General features: G+C 60.5%; 15 protein-coding genes. 7 read left to right on the top strand and 8 right to left on the bottom strand.

The window, feature by feature from the left end; all coding sequences use genetic code 11:
- The first annotated feature begins 4 nt into the window (after positions 1-4).
- Both HPY58_07515 and HPY58_07510 read left to right on the top strand, forming a co-directional pair.
- Positions 5-970: an HD domain-containing protein gene (locus HPY58_07515; protein ID NPV29491.1), complete on the top strand. Its 966-nt coding sequence runs from the start codon at positions 5-7 to the stop codon at positions 968-970.
- A gap of 118 nt (positions 971-1088) precedes the next feature.
- The gene (locus tag HPY58_07510; protein NPV29490.1) at positions 1089-2111 is read left to right on the top strand and encodes a polyprenyl synthetase family protein; all 1023 of its coding nucleotides are present in this window, start codon (positions 1089-1091) and stop codon (positions 2109-2111) included.
- Positions 2112-2161: 50 nt separating this feature from the next.
- Here HPY58_07510 and HPY58_07505 read toward each other — a convergent pair whose 3' ends face one another.
- From HPY58_07505 to HPY58_07485, 5 genes are all read right to left on the bottom strand, one after another.
- Complete coding sequence (locus HPY58_07505) at positions 2162-3253, bottom strand: tetraprenyl-beta-curcumene synthase family protein (GenBank protein ID NPV29489.1); 1092 nt, start codon at positions 3251-3253, stop codon at positions 2162-2164.
- Between the two features lie 95 nt (positions 3254-3348).
- A complete protein-coding gene (malQ, locus tag HPY58_07500) occupies positions 3349-5430 on the bottom strand; it encodes a 4-alpha-glucanotransferase (protein NPV29488.1) in 2082 nt (693 codons plus the stop codon).
- 43 nt (positions 5431-5473) lie between these two features.
- Positions 5474-7579 (bottom strand): EAL domain-containing protein, encoded by a 2106-nt coding sequence (locus HPY58_07495; GenBank protein ID NPV29487.1) that lies wholly within the window; start codon positions 7577-7579, stop codon positions 5474-5476.
- 93 nt (positions 7580-7672) lie between these two features.
- On the bottom strand, positions 7673-8689 hold the full coding sequence (locus HPY58_07490) for a histidine kinase (GenBank protein NPV29486.1): 1017 nt from the start codon (positions 8687-8689) through the stop codon (positions 7673-7675).
- A 218-nt stretch (positions 8690-8907) separates the two neighbouring features.
- Entirely contained in the window at positions 8908-11019 is a 2112-nt protein-coding gene (locus HPY58_07485; protein ID NPV29485.1) for a diguanylate cyclase, read from the bottom strand.
- A gap of 499 nt (positions 11020-11518) precedes the next feature.
- Here HPY58_07485 and HPY58_07480 point away from each other — a divergent pair, with 499 nt between their 5' ends.
- Entirely contained in the window at positions 11519-12292 is a 774-nt protein-coding gene (locus HPY58_07480; GenBank protein NPV29484.1) for a response regulator, read from the top strand.
- Positions 12293-12299: 7 nt separating this feature from the next.
- Here the strand turns inward: HPY58_07480 and HPY58_07475 are convergent, their stop codons facing one another.
- Positions 12300-13052, bottom strand: a complete 753-nt coding sequence (locus HPY58_07475; GenBank protein ID NPV29483.1) for a sensor domain-containing diguanylate cyclase — start codon at positions 13050-13052, stop codon at positions 12300-12302.
- Positions 13053-13054: 2 nt separating this feature from the next.
- Positions 13055-13477 (bottom strand): hypothetical protein, encoded by a 423-nt coding sequence (locus tag HPY58_07470; protein NPV29482.1) that lies wholly within the window; start codon positions 13475-13477, stop codon positions 13055-13057.
- A 276-nt stretch (positions 13478-13753) separates the two neighbouring features.
- Between HPY58_07470 and HPY58_07465 the strand changes: the two genes are divergently transcribed.
- Complete coding sequence (locus HPY58_07465; GenBank protein NPV29481.1) at positions 13754-13993, top strand: DUF433 domain-containing protein; 240 nt, start codon at positions 13754-13756, stop codon at positions 13991-13993.
- Positions 13990-14370 (top strand): DUF5615 family PIN-like protein, encoded by a 381-nt coding sequence (locus HPY58_07460; protein ID NPV29480.1) that lies wholly within the window; start codon positions 13990-13992, stop codon positions 14368-14370. The genes HPY58_07465 and HPY58_07460 overlap by 4 nt, the downstream gene beginning before the upstream one ends.
- A gap of 262 nt (positions 14371-14632) precedes the next feature.
- Here the strand turns inward: HPY58_07460 and HPY58_07455 are convergent, their stop codons facing one another.
- Positions 14633-15355, bottom strand: coding sequence for a CfrBI family restriction endonuclease (locus HPY58_07455; GenBank protein NPV29479.1), 723 nt, complete (start codon positions 15353-15355; stop codon positions 14633-14635).
- 176 nt (positions 15356-15531) lie between these two features.
- On the opposite strand from HPY58_07455, the gene HPY58_07450 reads away from it, so the two are divergent.
- Positions 15532-15927, top strand: coding sequence for a hypothetical protein (locus HPY58_07450; protein ID NPV29478.1), 396 nt, complete (start codon positions 15532-15534; stop codon positions 15925-15927).
- Positions 15924-16751, top strand: a complete 828-nt coding sequence (locus tag HPY58_07445; protein ID NPV29477.1) for a site-specific integrase — start codon at positions 15924-15926, stop codon at positions 16749-16751. Before HPY58_07450 ends, HPY58_07445 begins: the two co-directional genes overlap by 4 nt.
- Positions 16752-16840: the final 89 nt, after the last annotated feature.

Raw genomic sequence — 16840 nt, 5'->3', positions numbered from 1 at the left:
CGCCGTGAAGACCCAGTGGGTGAAGAGCTTGCGGCCGGGAGCGGAGGTCGCCACCTATTTCGCGATCTTCGACATGAGCCTGGCGAAAACGAAAAGCGGGGCGAAGTTTCTCAAGCTCCTGCTGGGGGACCGCACCGGGGTGATCGAGGCCCGCGTCTGGGACCCCAATCTTGCCGAGGAGCTTTACCGAATGGTCGCGCCCGGAGACATCGCCATCGTCCGGGGCACCGTCACCGAGTTCAACGGGCTCCAGATCAGCATCGACACCTGCCTGAAGACCGACAAGTCCCACCTCGACCTCAACGACTTCCGCCCCGTCACGGACAAGAACATCTCTCAGATGCTGAACAGGTTCTCGCAGGCCCTCCGGCAGGTGGCGCAGCCCGCCCTGAGGGCGCTCCTCGACCGGGTCTTCACCCCCGACTTCCTCGGTACCTTCGCCCGCGCCACCGCCGCCCGCACGATCCACCACGCCTACGGCGGGGGGCTCCTGGAGCACACCCTGGAGGTGATGGAGTACTGCGGGAAGATCCTGGAGGTGCAGGGGGAGGTGCTCAACGCCGACCTGCTCCTGGCCGGAGCGGCGCTCCACGACATCGGAAAGCTCTGGGAGTACGACCAGTCGGACCTCACCTTCCAGCGCACCGGGGCGGGGCGCCTGCTGGGCGGCCACGTAATCCTGGGGCGGGACTTCGTGCGGGAGCAGATTGCCCGCTGCGAGGCCTTCCCTGCCGAGCTTGCCCTCCACCTCGAGCACCTGATTCTGTCCCACCACGGGCAGCGGGAGTGGGGGGCGGTTGAAGAGCCCCGCACCGTCGAGGCCGTTGCCCTCCACCACGCCGACCTGATCTCGGCCCGGCTCAACCAGGTCACCCAGCTCGTGAAATCCCACCGGGGCGCGGCGCCCTGGACCAGCTTCGACCGCCACCTGGGGAGAAGCCTCTACGTTCCGGAAAAGATTATGGGGTAGGCAAAAAGATGCGGAAAAATGCGGGAAGCAAGAGGGGATAAGAAAAGGGGAACCCGGCAAACATAAAACTGGAGCCGGTGAAGCAAGCGGCCCAAAAACCGGAAACGAGTGATGTTCCATGGTGCCTCTTTCCACTTCCTCCCGGGCGCCGCTGGCGGGCCCCATCCTGCAGGAGGTCGAGGCAAGGCTGCTCCAGATCGCGGCCTCTCAAAGGGGCCTGCTCGGGGAGTGCACCGGCCGCCTGATCCGGGCGGGCGGGAAGCGCCTCCGCCCCCTGCTGGTGATCCTCTCCGGCCGGTGCAGCAGCGCCTGCAGCGAAGGGGAAGGCAGCGGGTGCGAGAGCAGCGGAGGCGGCGCCTGCGAGCCCCTCCTCAGTGTTGCGGTCGCCGCGGAGCTCATTCACACCGCCTCTCTCATCCACGACGACATCCTCGACGGCGCCAGCACAAGGCGCGGCCGGCCTACCATCAACTCGCTCTGGGGGAACCATGCCGCCGTCCTCGCGGGGGACTTCCTCTTCGCCACGGCCTTCGGCCTCCTCGCCCGGGAGGCGGGGCCGGAGGCGCTCACCCTGATGGCAGACGCCGTGCGTGCCATGTGCGAGGGGGAAATCGAGCAGGCAACCACCCTTTTCGACCCCGCAGTTACAGAAAACGACTACATTTCCCGGATCGAAAAGAAAACAGCCTCCCTGCTGGGAGCCTGCTGCGGCGCCGGGGCCCTGGTAGGGGGCGCCCCGGCGGAAACCGCAGGCTGTCTGATCGAATTCGGCCGCAACCTGGGAATCGCCTTCCAGATCATCGACGACCTGCTGGACCTCGTCCGGGAAGAAAAAGCCCTGGGCAAGCCGGCAGGCACCGACCTCGCCCAGGGGATCCTCACCCTTCCCGTGATCTACCTCCTGCAGGACGGGAGCCGCGGGGAGCAGGTGCGGGAGGTCCTCGCAAAGCGAAGCTGCGGCCCCGCCACGCTTGCCCGGATCCGGCGGGCCCTCCGGGAGACGCACGCCCTCGCCTACACCTACCAGAGAGCCGCCGAGTTCGCAGAAAAGGCAAAGTCCTGCCTGGCGCGCCTCCCGGCGCAGCCCGCCCGCGCCGCCCTGCTTGGCCTGGCAGAAGAGATCCTGAACAGAGGGTCGTGAGGGGCAGGCGCAGCAAGCCCCGCCCGGCAGGCCCAAGGAGAGCCCGGCCCTCAGATCCTGCCGAGCCTCCGCAGGAAGCGGCAGGCGCGGTGCATCCAGAGCGCCTCTTTTCCCCCCAGCTCCAGGAGAAAACGGGCGTCTTCGTCCAGCTCCTGAGCCGCGACCTTCGGATCGGAAAGGTAAAAGGCGGGGAGCCCCCTGACCACGGTGAGGTGGAAGAGGGGATCCGGAAGGCGGGCGGCCTCCTCGAGGGCGCGCCGGAAGAAGAAGGCGAGGCGCTCCCTGCAGGCAGCGGCGTCCGGGTAGTAGAACACGAAGTTGAGGTCCCCCCCGGCGCGGTCCTCGGCCTGGTCAATAAGATAGTCGAGCAGGATGTGGAGGCCGCAGATCCAGGGGAAGTAGCCCGCGGCAATGGCGCGGGCTTCCGCAGCGGTCAGGCCCGGACGCGCTGCTGCGGCGCAGAGGGCGAAGATCCCCAGGGTGGACCCGGAGGCTGCCGCGAACTCCCACCAGTCCAGATCAGGATAAGAAGCCGCATGAGCAGCGAACCACTCCCTGAGGAGCCCTTCCCGGCGCTCGAGGCAGGTGTGCTTGAAGGTCTGGAGGTCGCTGTAGAGGCGGGCGAGGCGGAGGGCCTCCTCCCTCACCGCACCGTAGGAAGGAAGGCGGCGCAAAGCCTCCCGGCACTCCGCCACCAGCGCCGCCAGGTACCCCCCGTCGTCCCGGTGGGGGTAAAGCCGGTAGTAGTCCCCCGGCCCTCCCGCAGGGTCGAGGGCGCCGGTGTAGGCAGTGTGGAGCTGCCGGAAGGCCGCGGCATCGAAGCACCCGGCGCGGTCGCAGAGGTTGTCCAGGTAGTCGCTGATGGTCTGGAAGGCGACGAAAAAGGGGATCAGCCTCCGGGCGGCGGCCCCGTAAAGGGCGTAGACGCTTCCCCCCTGGGCGTGGAAGCGCTTTTTCGCGATGCTGGCAAGGCCCTGGCGTCGGAGCTCCGGGTCGCCCGCCTCTTCCAGCAGCCTCCGCCACCGCGCAAGCTCCCGGTCCACCTCCGGGAAAACGCAGGCTGCAAACCTGATCACCAGCGCCAGGCTCCTGGCGCGGGAGAAGATCCCGGGCTTCTCCAAGCGCGAAAAAGGCCCCGGCATCCCTGCCCGCGCTCCAGTTTCCCTGCCCATGCCGCTCCCACCTCCTTGAAAACACCCTCTTTTCACAGCAGGGCCTTCAGCCTCTGCCGGAGCCTTCAGCCCCTGCCGGACCTGCCCGCCCTCAGAGCGCTGATTTCCCCGAGCAGCTCCGCCACCCCGGGCAGGCGGGCGAACTCCTCGAAAGAGAGGCGCGCCTTGCGCCGCCAGCTGGGGTAATCCCCGGCGCCGGGGACGTTCTGGGGAGCCGTTTCCAGCCACAGGTCTTCCAGGTTGACCAGAAGGATCGGGGCGCGGCTCGCGGCCAGATGGGCGAGGCAGGCTTTGAGTGCGGCCCCGGTGCCGGCCCGGGGGGCTTCCAGCCAGCCCGCGCGCTGCAGGAAGGCAGACAGGGCAAGCCGCTCGCCTTCCTTTCTCTCCTGCCAGAAGGCGGCAAAGGGAGGCATATCGTGGGTGTTCAGGCACGCCAGGGCATCCGCAGGAACAGGGCGCAGGACTTCCCCGGGGGCCTCCCCCGCGGGGCTCCGGGCAAGCTCAAAGGGAAGCACATACATCCGGTAGACCCCGTGCCGGGCCATGGCCGCCCGGACCTGGCAGGGCACGGTGCCCAGGTCCTCTCCCACGATCAGGGCTTTTTGCCGCAGGGACTCCAGAGCCAGAATGGCGTAAAACTCCCCGGCACGGTAGCGCACGTAAACACCCTCGCGTGCCGGGAGGCCGCCGGGCACCCAGAAGAGGCGGTGCAGCCCCATGATGTGGTCGAGGCGCAAGGCACCGGCATACCGGAGGTGATGACGCAGGGAGGCTATAAAGTAGCGGTAGCCCTGCTCCCGGATCCCCTCCGGGTGGAGAGGGGGAAGCCCCCAGTCCTGCCCCCCTGCGAAAAAGGGATCCGGCGGGGCGCCGATGCTGGCCTCCAGGACGAAGGCGGCGCGCTCGCGCCAGACATCGTACCCGGCGCGGTGAACCCCTACAGGGAAGTCCAGGTAAAGGCCCGCCCCGCGCCGCCGGGCCTGCTCCGCGGCGGCCTGGAGCTGCTCGTGGGCGAGCCACTGCACATACAGGTGGTAGCGGGCGGCGTCCGGGTCGTAATCCCCCTCCCGGAGGCCCCCCTCCCGCATCCGTTCGGGCCAGTCCTGCCAGCAGGTGCGCCGCTGCTCCCCGGCGGCCCGGAAGCGGGCGTAGTCCTCCGCATGAGGGTGCTCCGCCGCCCAGCGCCGGAGTTCGGCCCTCCTGCGCCCGGCAGAACCCCCGGAAAAGAAAGAGCGCGCCAGGTGCTCCAGCACTCTGCGCCTGGCCGCCATCCCGCGCCGGTAATCGACAAGGGGAGCGTCCCGCAGTTCCCGGATCTCTCTCTGGAACTCCGGAGACCCCAGCAGCTCCCGCGCCTCCCGGCTCTCCTCAAGCTCCGGAACCCGGGCGACGTCCAGGTAGAACTCGTTCCAGAAAAGGCGGCTGACCGGGGCGTAGGGGCTCGGGTCGAAAGGTTCATCCAGAAAGGCGGCCAGCAGGGGAAGCGTGCCGACCATGCCGCCCCCCAGCGCCTGGACCCAGCGGCAAAGGTTTTCCAGATCCGTAAAGTTGCCGGCGCCCCAGCTCCGCTCCGAAGTGAGGGCGTAGAGGGGGAGAAAGGCCCCCCAGATCCTCCCTGCCCCTGCAGAGAGGAGGGTATACACCTGGCGCGGGGCGCTGATCACCAGCGTCTCACACGAGCAGGCGGGAAGCTCCAGGGCGAACCTGTGGTACCCCCAGGGCAGCCCCGGGGGCAGGGAAAGCAGCCTGGCCACCCACCTCCTGCCCTCCACCGCTGCCGCCCGGAGCACGGGCAGGGAGGCCAGGTCGCAGCTCCAGCGCCGCTCCTCGCCGCTCTCGAGCCTCAGGCAGCAGCCGGCGCGCCTGCCCGCCCGGCCTGCAGGGAGCCTCAGCTCGAGGCTGACCGGCTCTCCGTCCCAGGCCACAACCACCGGCTCGCAGCAGCGCCGCCACTGCTCCTCCCTGCGCTCCCGGAGCGCCTGGGGAACATCGGCCATCCGCTCCACAGGCGCCCCCAGGGCGCGGAGCGCGGCAAGGAGGGAGTGCGGGCCCGCCCTTTGCAGGCGGCCTGCAGCGTCGCAGTAGGCGGTCTCTACGCCGTAGAGCCGGGCAAGCCGGCAAAGCAGTTGAAGCTGCTTTCCTGCAATGGTGCTCCACCTCCAAACCTCCGTTACCTGCCGGGCGTCAGTATTATCCCCTTTTTTCCGGCTTTGTATGAACAGTCTCCTGAAGAATCATTCCTGCGGGAAGAGGGGCAGGCCTGCCCAGGAAGTACCCCTGGCCGCAGTCCACTCCAAGCTCCCGCAGTGTTTTCAGGACATCTTCGCTCTCCACAAACTCGGCGATGGTCTTCTTTCCCAGGGTATGGGCGACGGTGTTGATGGCCTGGACCAGGACGCGGTGGGTAGGCTCTTTATCCACGTCGCGGATAAAAGACCCATCTATCTTGAGGTAGTTGACCGGGATGATGCGCAGGTAAGAAAAGGAAGAAAAACCGATCCCGAAGTCGTCGAGGGCAAAGCGGCAGCCCAGGCTGCTCAGCCTGCGGATCCAGCGGTCGGCCCTCATCAGGTCTCTCACGGCAGCGGTTTCGGTGATCTCGAAACCGATCCGGGAGGGCTCAACGCCGCTCCTGCGGAGCATTTCTTCTATGAACTCCAGCAGGGCGGCATCTCCCAGGCTCACCCCGGAAATGTTGACAAAAAGACTGAGGTCGGGGTGCTTCTGCAGAACCGTTAAGGATGCCTGCACCACCCAGCGGTCGATCTGCGGCATCAGGCCGAAGCGCTCGGCAACGGGGATGAACACTTGGGGATCGATCAGTTCTCCCCCATCACCCTGGAGGCGGACAAGGGCTTCGTAGTGAACGATTTTCCCCTCGCCCAGGCTGATCACCGGCTGGTAAAACAGCGCAAACCGCCCTTCTTTTAAAGCGTTCTTGATGAGGGCAATCAGCCTGTTGACTTCAGAAAGCCTTTCCCCCACATCCTCGTCGGGCTGCAGGATGATCGCCCTGTTTCGCCCCTCTTCCTTGGCCGCGTAAAGAGCAGTATCGGCGCGGGAAAGGATTTTCTGGTAATCCAGCGTCCCGTCGATCATGACGATCCCGATGCTGATGCTCAGATTGACGCTCTCCCCATAAAGGCTCAGCTCGCCCTCGTCTACCGCCCGGCGCAGCTTTTCCGCCACAACCAGGACCTCCTCAAAGGCCACCCCCTCCAGCAGTACGGCAAACTCATCTCCCCCCAGGCGGGCGATAAGGTCGCCTCTGCGCAGGTTGCCCTTTAAGATTTTCGCCAGAACAATCAGGAGTTCGTCGCCTGCAGCGTGCCCGAGGGTGTCATTGATCAGCTTGAAGTTGTCGACGTCGATAAGGAGCAGGGCGCCCTTCTTTCCTCGCTTTGCCCTGGCTGCCGCGCGCCTGAGGGCTTTCTCCAGGACGTACCTGTTGGGGATGTTGGTCAAAGGGTCGTGCGTGGCCAGGTACTTGAGCTGCGCCTCAATTTTTTTGCGCTCATTGATGTTTTCCACAATCCCGATCACGGTGTGAGTCCTGTCTCTCTGGAAAAATTTGCGGACGGCCGTTACCTGAGCCCAGAAGTTTGCGCCATCCCTGCGCTTCAAAAGGACTTCCAGGTTCTTGACGTAGCCTTTATCGGCGATAATATGCATGAACCGCTCTCTTTCTTTTGGATTTACAAAAAAGGACGGCCACAAAGAACCGGAAAGCTCCTGCCGGTCGCTGAAGCCGAATATTCTCAAGAAAGCGGGGTTCACCTCAAGGAACTTCCCGTCAACGGTGCTGATGTAGATCCCCACGTCCAGGTTGTCTACAAGGTTCTGGTATCTCATTTCCGAGTGGTATCGCTCGGCTCTTTCGAGAGCCAGCAGCTTTTCGTAGTTGAGGCAGGACAGAATGGCGTTGCTCAGCTTCGGGGCGATGCCGGAAAGAATTCCCGCCAGCTCTCCGCCGGGGGCGTCCTCGCAGGTGAAAAACAGCTGAACCAACGCCAGCCTGCCGACCGGAACCAGCAGCACTTTTTTCTCGTTTCCTGTAAACGGCACACAGAGCTCCCTGAAGCCGCGATCCCCCTCCGTCCTGACCAGCGGCCGCCCTGATTGCAAAAGAAATCTCAACCGGCGCTTGAGGGCATTGCCGGCCGCAGGATAATCCATCCCTCGCGCGGAGAAACCCGCGGCGGCAGCACACTCCAGCGCTCCGTTGTTCCACAACCAGACGACGCCCCGGTAGGCGCCGCTCTTATGGATGATGGTCTTGAGCACCTGGTTGAGCATCTCCCTCAAGTTCAGGCTGCTGCCTACGGCCAGGGCAATTTCGTAAGAAAGAGAAAGGTTTTTGATGAGATTGACAATCTCCCTGTCCAAGCCTTACCCAACCCCTACCACGGTTGTCTTGTTGTAAAACTCGAGATACCTGTCCCCGCTGTTGGCTATTTCTCCTATGCTGAGAAAGCCAAACACCTGCAAGTCCGGCGGGAAACTGCTGCAAATGGCCGCCAGCTCCCGCGCCATGCCGCTGCCGAGATAGAGCACCCGCGAGATGCAGTCAATTACCAGGGCGCTCCGCCCCGGACCGCCTGTTTGCTCCCTGAAACACGCCAAAGCCCTGCCTGCGGCCTCCCTTGCAGCGTTTATCAGTCTTGCCGGCTCCCCCCTTAAAATCATCACAACAGAATTTTGAGGGACTTCGCCGACGAGCACAATGTCATGGCCCTCCAGCCTCAGGGGATCGCGGACCACAATGCTCTCGTCAATTTTCACCATTCCAAAAGGATGGCACTTCGCGATTTCGAAGAAATTTTTGGGCCGGATGGTTTTGCCCGCCTTCTCCTTCAGGATCTTCCGGTACTTTAAAAAGGCAGGCTGCCAGTTAAGCTCAACTATGACATTGCCCCTCGTGCGGTTGGCCACAAGGGGTCCGTACATGGGCTCCCATCCGTGGCTCACTCCCACGCCCATGGGGCCCTCCACACCCACCAACAGCGCACCTCCTGCAAAACAGTCCTCCCCGGCAAACAGCACCGGCCTCCGTTCCGGCCCGAGGCTGCCGGCGCCGCCCCCGATAAAACTTACCTGCCTGTTGCAGGTTTCAAACAGCACATCGAGGAAAGAAGAGATGCCGCCTGTCAGCCCGTCAACGATTACCAGAAATGTTTCGGCCGTCCTGGTTAACTCTCGATCTTCCGGCAAACCCGCGAAGCTGCCGAGGTCCCTGATCACCTTCACGGAAACCGGGCGCTCAACGGCGCAGCCGAGAACTCCTTCTGTGTACCACGAGCCGCCGTAAATAATCCCCGGGAAAACGCCGCCGAACACGGGCACGCCCAGCTCTTTGAACAACGGCCTGATTTCCTGGAAGTCCCACGGGGTCATCTCGCCGACCAGCAAAAAGATCCCGCACAAGTCCTTGCCGGAAAGGCTCGTCAGGACCCGCTTCCAATCCTCGCGATTTCTGGGTTTCCAGAAGACGACGCGCCCAAACACAATTTAAAAGCCTCCTTTTACAAGAAGCAACAGTGCTTCCGCCTTCAGGCCTTCGGCGCCAACCCGCCCCGCCAAATTCGGGGCCGGGACCGCCCTGAAAACCATACCGGTAGGGCCCGTCAAACACTGCGAAACAGGCGCAGGAAGATCCCGGCGAGGCGCGGGTCGAACTGGCGCCCGGCTTCTCTCTCGATCTCGGCCAGCGCCTCCGGGGAGGACTTCGCCCGGCGGTAGGGCCGGTCAGAAGTCATGGCATCAAAGGCATCGGCCAGGGCGATGATCCTCGCCCCGAGGGGGATCTCCTCTCCCGCCAGGCCGTCAGGGTAGCCTTTGCCGTCCCAGCGCTCGTGGTGGTGGCGCACAACAGGGGCAACATCCTCCAGAGCCTTAATCTGCCCCACGATTTCGGCGCCGACCAGGGGGTGGCGCTTGAGCGCCTCGCGCTCCTCGGGGTCGAGCAGCCCCGACTTGTTGAGAAGTGATGCCGGTATCTTCACCTTCCCCACGTCGTGCAGGAAGGCGGCCAGTTTGATCTTCTTCGTCTCTTCGGCATTAAGGCCCAACCCCCGCGCCAGGGCCACGGCGTAGCGGGTCACCCGCTCGGAGTGGCCGTAGGTATACCAGTCCCAGGCATTGACAGCGGCAAGGAACATCGAGATGGAGTGGATCAGGGCGCGCTCCTCCGGCCAGTCGGCCTCAAGCTCTTTGAGTACCGACTGGTAGACATCGACCCTGTCTTTGGAGACGCGCTTGGCGCTGTACATGGCCTCATCGGCGTGCCTGATCAGGTCGGCGGCGGTAGTGCCGTCATCGGGAAGGCAGGCCACCCCTACGGAAACGGTCACCCTCCCGTCCGGCATGAACTCCCGGTAGGGGAAGGGGTATGCGGCCACCGCGCGGCGCAGCCTCTCGGCGATCTCAAGCGCCTCTTCCGGGCCCGCCCCTGGAAGAATCACGGCAAACTCATCCCCGCCGTAGCGGCCGACGATGTCCGTGCTCCGCACGTTTTCTTCGAGAAGACGCGCCAGCCTCCGGAGCACGTCGTCCCCCTGGGGGTGCCCGAAGCGGTCGTTGTAGCTCTTGAAGTTGTCCACATCAACCATCATGAACGCCAGACCCCTCCCCTTCTCGAGGGCGGATCTGACCTCGCGCTCAAGGGCCTGGGTGAGGTAGGTGTGGTTGAAGAGGAGGGTAAGGCCGTCCCGCACGGCCAGATCCTGAAGCTCCTCCTCTCTCCTCCGGAACTCTGTGACATCCCGGAAAATGAGAACCGCCCCGTGGCTTCTCCCCCCCTCCTCCAGGAGCGGCAGGCAGTCCACGAGGAAGGCCAGCTTCCTGCCGTCAGGGGAAGTATAGTCGATCTCCGCGCAAAAAGCATTGCCCGATGCCAGGGACTCCTGGACCGGAAGAGTGCGGGAATCACCCCTCGCCTCCATACGACCGGCAAAAACCGAGAGAAAGGGCTTTCCCACCACCTTTTTCGACTCCAGGCCGAAGAGGTTCTCGGCTACAGGGTTGACGTAGTGGACCAGACCATTGCGCCTGAGGACGGCGACCGCGCTGGTGATGTTCAGAAGCATCAACCTGTAGACCAGGCCCTCCATCACCATTCTCCTGACCATGAAGGCCCCCCCGCCCAAAACAACGAGGAGCCCCAGAAGCCCGCTCCCGCAGCCCCACACCAGGGCACGGCGGGCCTGGCCCACGGTCTGATCCACAAGGGCGTGGGTATCTGTGATCCGCATCTCCCGGAGCCTGTCCGTGGCGTCCAGCATCTCCCGCAGGAGGGCCACGGCCCCGCCCTCCCAGGCGATCCGGGCGGCGCCCTCAACGTCCCCCCTCTGCACCCTGGGAATGATTTCCTCTTCACACATCTTCACGTACTTTCCATGCCGCTCCAGGACTCCCCTGACCAGGGGCTTCCGTGCGGGGCGGACGATCTTCAGCAGTTCCTCTATCTCTCTCTCGTTGCTGCGGGACCAGGAGCGGAACTCTTCCAGGTAAGGGGCATCCCGGTAGAGCATATAGCCTCTGATGGCGTAGGACTGGGCGATGAGGTGGGTGTAGAGGTCGCTTGCCGCCACGATCTTCTGGACCTGGACATGCATCTTGCCAAGCCCCTTGAGCACCTGCCTCATGCTGAGGAGGATGAGGGCCAGGGAAACGACCACAGAGAAGAGCGTTAACCAGAGGCCGAGACGCATCTTCCCGGGCTCGCTTGAGCGGATCACCACCCCCCCCCTTCAGTCTTCTGAGGAACACCCCGAAGGTCGAACCCGAAGCCGGCGAATCCCAAACGCAAGCTTCACCACCCTTTCTTTCCGGTCAAAGAAGTCCTTCTTGCGAGCGCGCAGACGCTACTGGTTTCATTCGCTGCAAAGGCTGTTTTTCCTCTTTGGGCAGCCGGCAGGCGGGCGGCTCCGGCCGGGCGGAAGGCGGCAGCGGGAAAGCGTCGTTTTTTGCTTGAAGAAGCAGGATTTTCCTTCCTTCCGCCGAATCTCCTTTTACGACAAAAAGGCGAGGAGCTGGAGACAACAAGCCTTAAATTTATCCCGGCCTTTGTTAAGCCGCCCCCGCTTCTGCCTCGCCCCGCGCCCCGCGTGCCCTGCCGGACGGCAAGCCTCAAAAGGCCTGACCGGCAAGGCGGACGTCGAGGCCAGCGCTTTTATTTTTCCCGTCAAACTGCCGGCAAAGGACGGCGGGATGATTCACGCGAGGTGAAAGCTTGCAATGAAGGAGATCCTTGTTGTTGAGGACTCCTCCCTCACCAGGCTCATGGTGAAGAGGGTGCTGGAGGAGGAAGGATACGCAGTGACAGAACTCGCGAGCGGGGAGGAAGTGCTCGCGAAAATAAGGCTGCGCCAGAGGCCGTTCGACCTGATCATCATGGACATCCATCTTCCCGGCATGGACGGGCTCCGCACCCTGGAGGCCCTCAAAGGCCTCCCGGAGTACGCCTATGTGCCGGTAATGATGCTCACCGTGACCTCCTCAGCGGTAAGGGAGGCAATCCGGCTCGGGGCGGTGGAATACCTCTGCAAGCCCTTCGAGCAAGAGCAGCTTGTGCAGAGGGTGAGGAAGCTCATCGGTCCCGGCCGAAGGGAAGGGCAGGAGGAGAAAACCCCCCTTGAGAGGTTCTACGAGGTCATGAGGCTCGAGATCAACCGCGCCCGGCGCGGGAGCACTCCTCTGACGATCGTGCTGGGGCGCCGGGAAGGAGGGCCCGGCGCCGAGGTGAGGGAACTGGCAGAGCAGGCCCAAAGGCAGTTGCGCACGATCGACGCCGTGCTCCCGCTCAGCAAGAGGTCCCTGGTCGCCGTGCTTCCGGTGACCGACCTCAACGGCGCGCAGGTGGTCATGCAGAAGCTCGAGAGCTGGATCGCGACGGCAGACAGAGGAGCAGCCTGGAAGTTTGCCCCTGCCGCCTTTCCCGAGCACGGCCAGGACGGCGAGGAGCTCCTCGAGCGCGCCAGAGCCGAGCTCTCGAAGGCAACGCAGGCTTAACCCGGCTTCAGGCGTCCGACCAGACGGCCCGGTCGCGCCCGTTCGCTTTGGCCATGTAAAGGCGGCGGTCGGCCGCCTCCAGAAGCGCGAGTGAAGTCCTTCCGTCTTCAGGGTACCGGGCTATTCCTGCGCTTACCGTAATCCCGCCGGCTTTCAGAATGCCCGACATGGTGGCTTCGCAGAAGCTTGCCCGGAAGCGTTCCACAACTTTCAGGCAGCCTTCCAGCGTGGTCTCGGGGAAAATGAAAAGGAACTCTTCTCCCCCGAACCTCGCCGCGATGTCGGTTTTCCTGAGGCAGCGCCGCGCCGTCTCGGCAAGCAGAATCAGGACGCGGTCCCCTTCGTTGTGTCCGTAGGTGTCGTTGACGACTTTAAAGTTGTCGATGTCCACTATAACCACACAGAAGTTCCCGCCGTAGCGCGCAGCGCGCTCCACTTCCCTGTTCAGCATCTCCATGGCGTAGCGGCGGTTGGGGAGTCCTGTGAGCTGGTCCGTGAAGGATTCCCTCACGGCGAACCTGAGCAGGCGCCTGTTGCTGACGGCAAGCCCCACATGGTGAGCAAAGAGGCTGATGATCTCGATCTCTTCTGAATCCAAAACGGACCCCTCGAGTTGCGTGATGATCAAACTCAGGCATCCGAAGGCGGTTCCTTCGGAGAACAGGGGTATGCAGATGTGACCTAAGGCTTCTTCACAAGAACCCAGCAGGCGGCAGAAGATCCCTTCCTCGCGGGTGAAGCTAACCACCGGCTTGCTCATTCTCACAGCCAGGCACTCGAGAGGCGCGATGCAGCAGGTTTCGGGAACAACACCGTGGCCCCCAGACCTCCCTGCCCTGCCACTGCCATCTTTGTCCTGCTGCTCGAAGCGCAGAGCAAGCGCACTGCTGTGTTAGGATATATTTTGTGAAGAAACCTCGCGGCTGCTTTGCAGATCTCCTCTTCACTGGTCATGTTGTGGAGGATCTCGGTGAGCTTGACGATCTCCTGGAGCCGTTCCCTCCGCATGTACTCCTGCGCGTAGGAGGCACTGAGGGCCGCCTCCCTTTCTCTTAAGTCTTCGAGGTCGGTTCGCAGTTGCTGCTCGCGTTCGGTGAGGCGGGCGAGGATCTCGTCGAAGGAGTTGTACAGTTTTTTTAAGGCATCATGAACATTTTCTTCCCGAATTTCGCTTCCTTGAGGCACTTCCTTTCAAATACCCCCAATTCGCACAGTCTCGCGTTAAGACTTAATTTCATTACCGGGGACGCTTTTCCTGCCCAGGGCAAAGAAGTTGGTGCCGTGGCCCCAAATTGTGCAGAAACTGTCGAATCTCCAGCGGCGCCCTGGTCAGGCCGCCTACCGGTGTGGTATAATGTAACCACTGGGGAACCCGACCCGCCGGAGCCCGAGAGCCTTTAAGGCTTCGGCTAAGGCTCCGGCGCGGCGAAGAACTAAGAGAACCGGAAGGAGGCTTCTCCGGTGAAGCTCGACCGTATCAAGATCGATCCTGAAGTCTGCATGGGGCAGCCCACTATCCGCGGCATGCGGATCACAGTGGCCTTCGTCCTGAGGCTCCTGGCCTCAGGCATGGACACCCGGGCCGTTCTCAAGGCCTACCCTGAGCTGGAGGAGGAAGACATCAGGCAAAGCCTTGCCTACGCCGCCTGGCTCGCCGCCGAACAGACGCAGCCCCTCCCCCAGGAGGCCGCCGGCCCTTGAGCGGGCTCCGCTACCTGGCCGACGTGCACATCTCCCCCCTGACCTGCGAGCTGCTGCGCAGGGAGGGCTACCAGGTGGTGCGGGTCACCGAGGTTCTCCCGCCCAGCGCGGGGGACCTGGAGATCCTCAGATACGCCCGGCAGAACGGGATGGTGATTATTACCCAGGACCTGGACTTTTCCGGTCTCCTCGCCCTAACGAACCTGCCCGGGCCGAGCGTGGTTTCCCTGCGCCTCGCCAGGCCGGAACCACCAGCCGTGGCCAGGCTGCTGTTACGCGTCCTGCCCCAAGTAGAGGGGGACCTGAAAGAGGGAGCGGTGATCTCAGTGACGGAGCGGAAGTTCAGAGTGCGCCGCCTCCCGTTCGCCCTCTCCTAAAGGTTGCGGGGCCGCCCAGCAGGGGGCGGTCACTCACGAAAATCTTTCTCTTCCAAAGGTGGTACCTCCTTTCAGCTGGAGTCATTTCTCTCGCTGTAATGGGAGAGGGCCTGAATTTTCTTTTACGATCACGCCGGGAATGCTTCCGGCTTGAGTAGAGAAATGAAAAAAGGAGGGATTTTTTAAGGTAGAACAAACTGCTGTGATTGACGACTCGAAGGGTAAGGTTACGAAGCAACGGTACAGTTCGGCTTGGCGGTTCTCATTTTGTCCACTCTTTTAATTTTTTAATAACGGTTAGAGCTTCTTTTTCTTCTCTCCATTCTTGGATTATTCCATCTATTTCGGCTTCTAATTCCTCAGACGACATATTTTCTGGCTGGCTACAATCTACATTTTTTGAAGCAAAAAACTTATAGATTTCCATCAGGGGATTATCCTGCCTAAACTCAATTACTTTCACTCCTATTTTTTCAGATTCTTCCTTCATCATCTCTGTTAACCTATCAATTAAAAATAAACTTACCTTTCTAGCAAGCGCTTCGTCCCCTATTTCTGGATTGCCAATTCCGAGTAACTTTAGCTCAACAGTTATGGGTTCCTTATGTTTACTAAAGACTATGGCATCAATTTCTCTGTTCTCAACTAATCCTTTTTTCTTCATTTCGTCAAATATTAAAATATAATTATCTTCTGGAATTTTTAACAAGCGAAATATTGCATATAATAACCCCTTCTCAGTCTTTTTGCCTACTTCACTCCAAGCTCCACCTTGAATTGTTAGTTTCATTGCGGTGATTATATTAACTAAAAATAAACTTTCAACATTATCTAATTCAATTTGAGTATTGTCTTTTTCAATTATTACCTTAATCTGATATAAATTCTCACCGCCTTCGTATTCTTTCAATAATAATTTTAAAGCCTCTATATTTTTCTTGCCTAAATCCAGGCAAACTTCTTTTGCGGATGTTCCCCCTGTCAACAACGCGCTGGACTGTCAACCGGGAGATTTGTTAGCTTATGTGCCGGACGAGAAAGAGAAAGAGAGGGACAGCAAATGAGGCGGCTTATGAAGGAATACGGCTGGCTGCTGCCACCGGTACTGGCAGTTATCACACTGACGGTATTTCTCGTAACGAAGTTTTAGGGGGAAGAAGGATGAGAGTGAAACGCAAGAAGCGCAGCAACGGTGAGGGAACGATTTACCAGCGGCCTGATGGGAGATGGGCAGCGCAGATAACCATCGGCTATGACCCGTCAACCGGCAAGCCGAAGCGGCAGACTTTCTACGGTAAAACATGGGCAGAGGTAAACGAGAAAATCACCAAGGCTCGTTATGAACAGCAGATTGGGGCATTTATAGAACCGAACAAGATAACATTGGGAGAGTGGCTTGCTACATGGCTTGAGAGCTACAAAAAGATGAAGGTAAGGCCAACAACATACGAAAACTATGAATACATTATCCGAGTGCATATTAAGCCGAATATCGGCTTTATCCCCTTGCGGCAGTTACAGGCAAGCGATTTACAGAGGTTTTCGCAAAAATGTTGAAAGAAGGAAGAAAGGCGCAGTATAAAAAAGAGACCCAACAAACTTCCCTTTCACGGCGTACAGTAGAATTAACCAGAACTATCATAAAGGCTGCATTAACACAAGCCGTCAAGGAACAGTTAATAGCTCGAAATCCGGCGGATGCAACAGAACTGCCACCGGCGGATGAAGAGAAAGAGGTTATCCCCTTCACCCAGGAAGAAGCACTTAAATTTCTGAACAGCATAAAAGGGAAACGTTTGTTTGCGGCATACTACCTGTGTTTGGCAACTGGCCTGCGGCGGGGGGAACTGTTGGGGCTGAAGTGGGAAGATATAGACTTCAGGAGTGGTAATTTTGAGATAAAGCGCAACCTTGTTGAAGTCAAAAACGAAACAGGCAAATATGTTTTAGAATTTCAGAAACCAAAAACGAGAAAATCGCAGAGGACGATCCCCATGACGGAAGATATAATTAAAGTCCTGAAAGCGCATAAGGTTAAGCAAAACGAAGAAAAACTGTTTTTCGGCAAGGGATACCAGGATAACGGCCTGGTTTTTTGTAGTGAGGATGGTAGACCGCTCTGGCCAAGGAACTTCCACCGGCAGTACAGCAATCTTCTTAAAGCTGCCGGTATTCCCCACAAGAAACCCCACGCTATGAGGCATACATTCGTAAGCCTGCTGCTAGAACAGGGCGAAGATTTAAAGAATATCCAGGAGTTAGTAGGACATGCCAGTATTGTGGTTACAGCGAATGTTTACGGGAAGATAGCGGAAAAGACCAAGAAAAAGGCCGTGGAAAAGATGAGTCAGATTTTAAAAATTGAAGCTGTCAACCGGTAAAAATACTGCAATCCAAAGACGGTTGCAGTAAAATTGCAGTAAAATTAACCAAAGGAAAAGGCTTCCAACCCCGGAAGCCTTGATTTTTC

It is taken from the genome of Bacillota bacterium (assembly GCA_013177945.1).
Classification (GTDB): Bacteria; Bacillota; DSM-12270; order Thermacetogeniales; family Thermacetogeniaceae; genus Ch130.
This window is presented reverse-complemented; position numbering and strand designations above follow the sequence as displayed.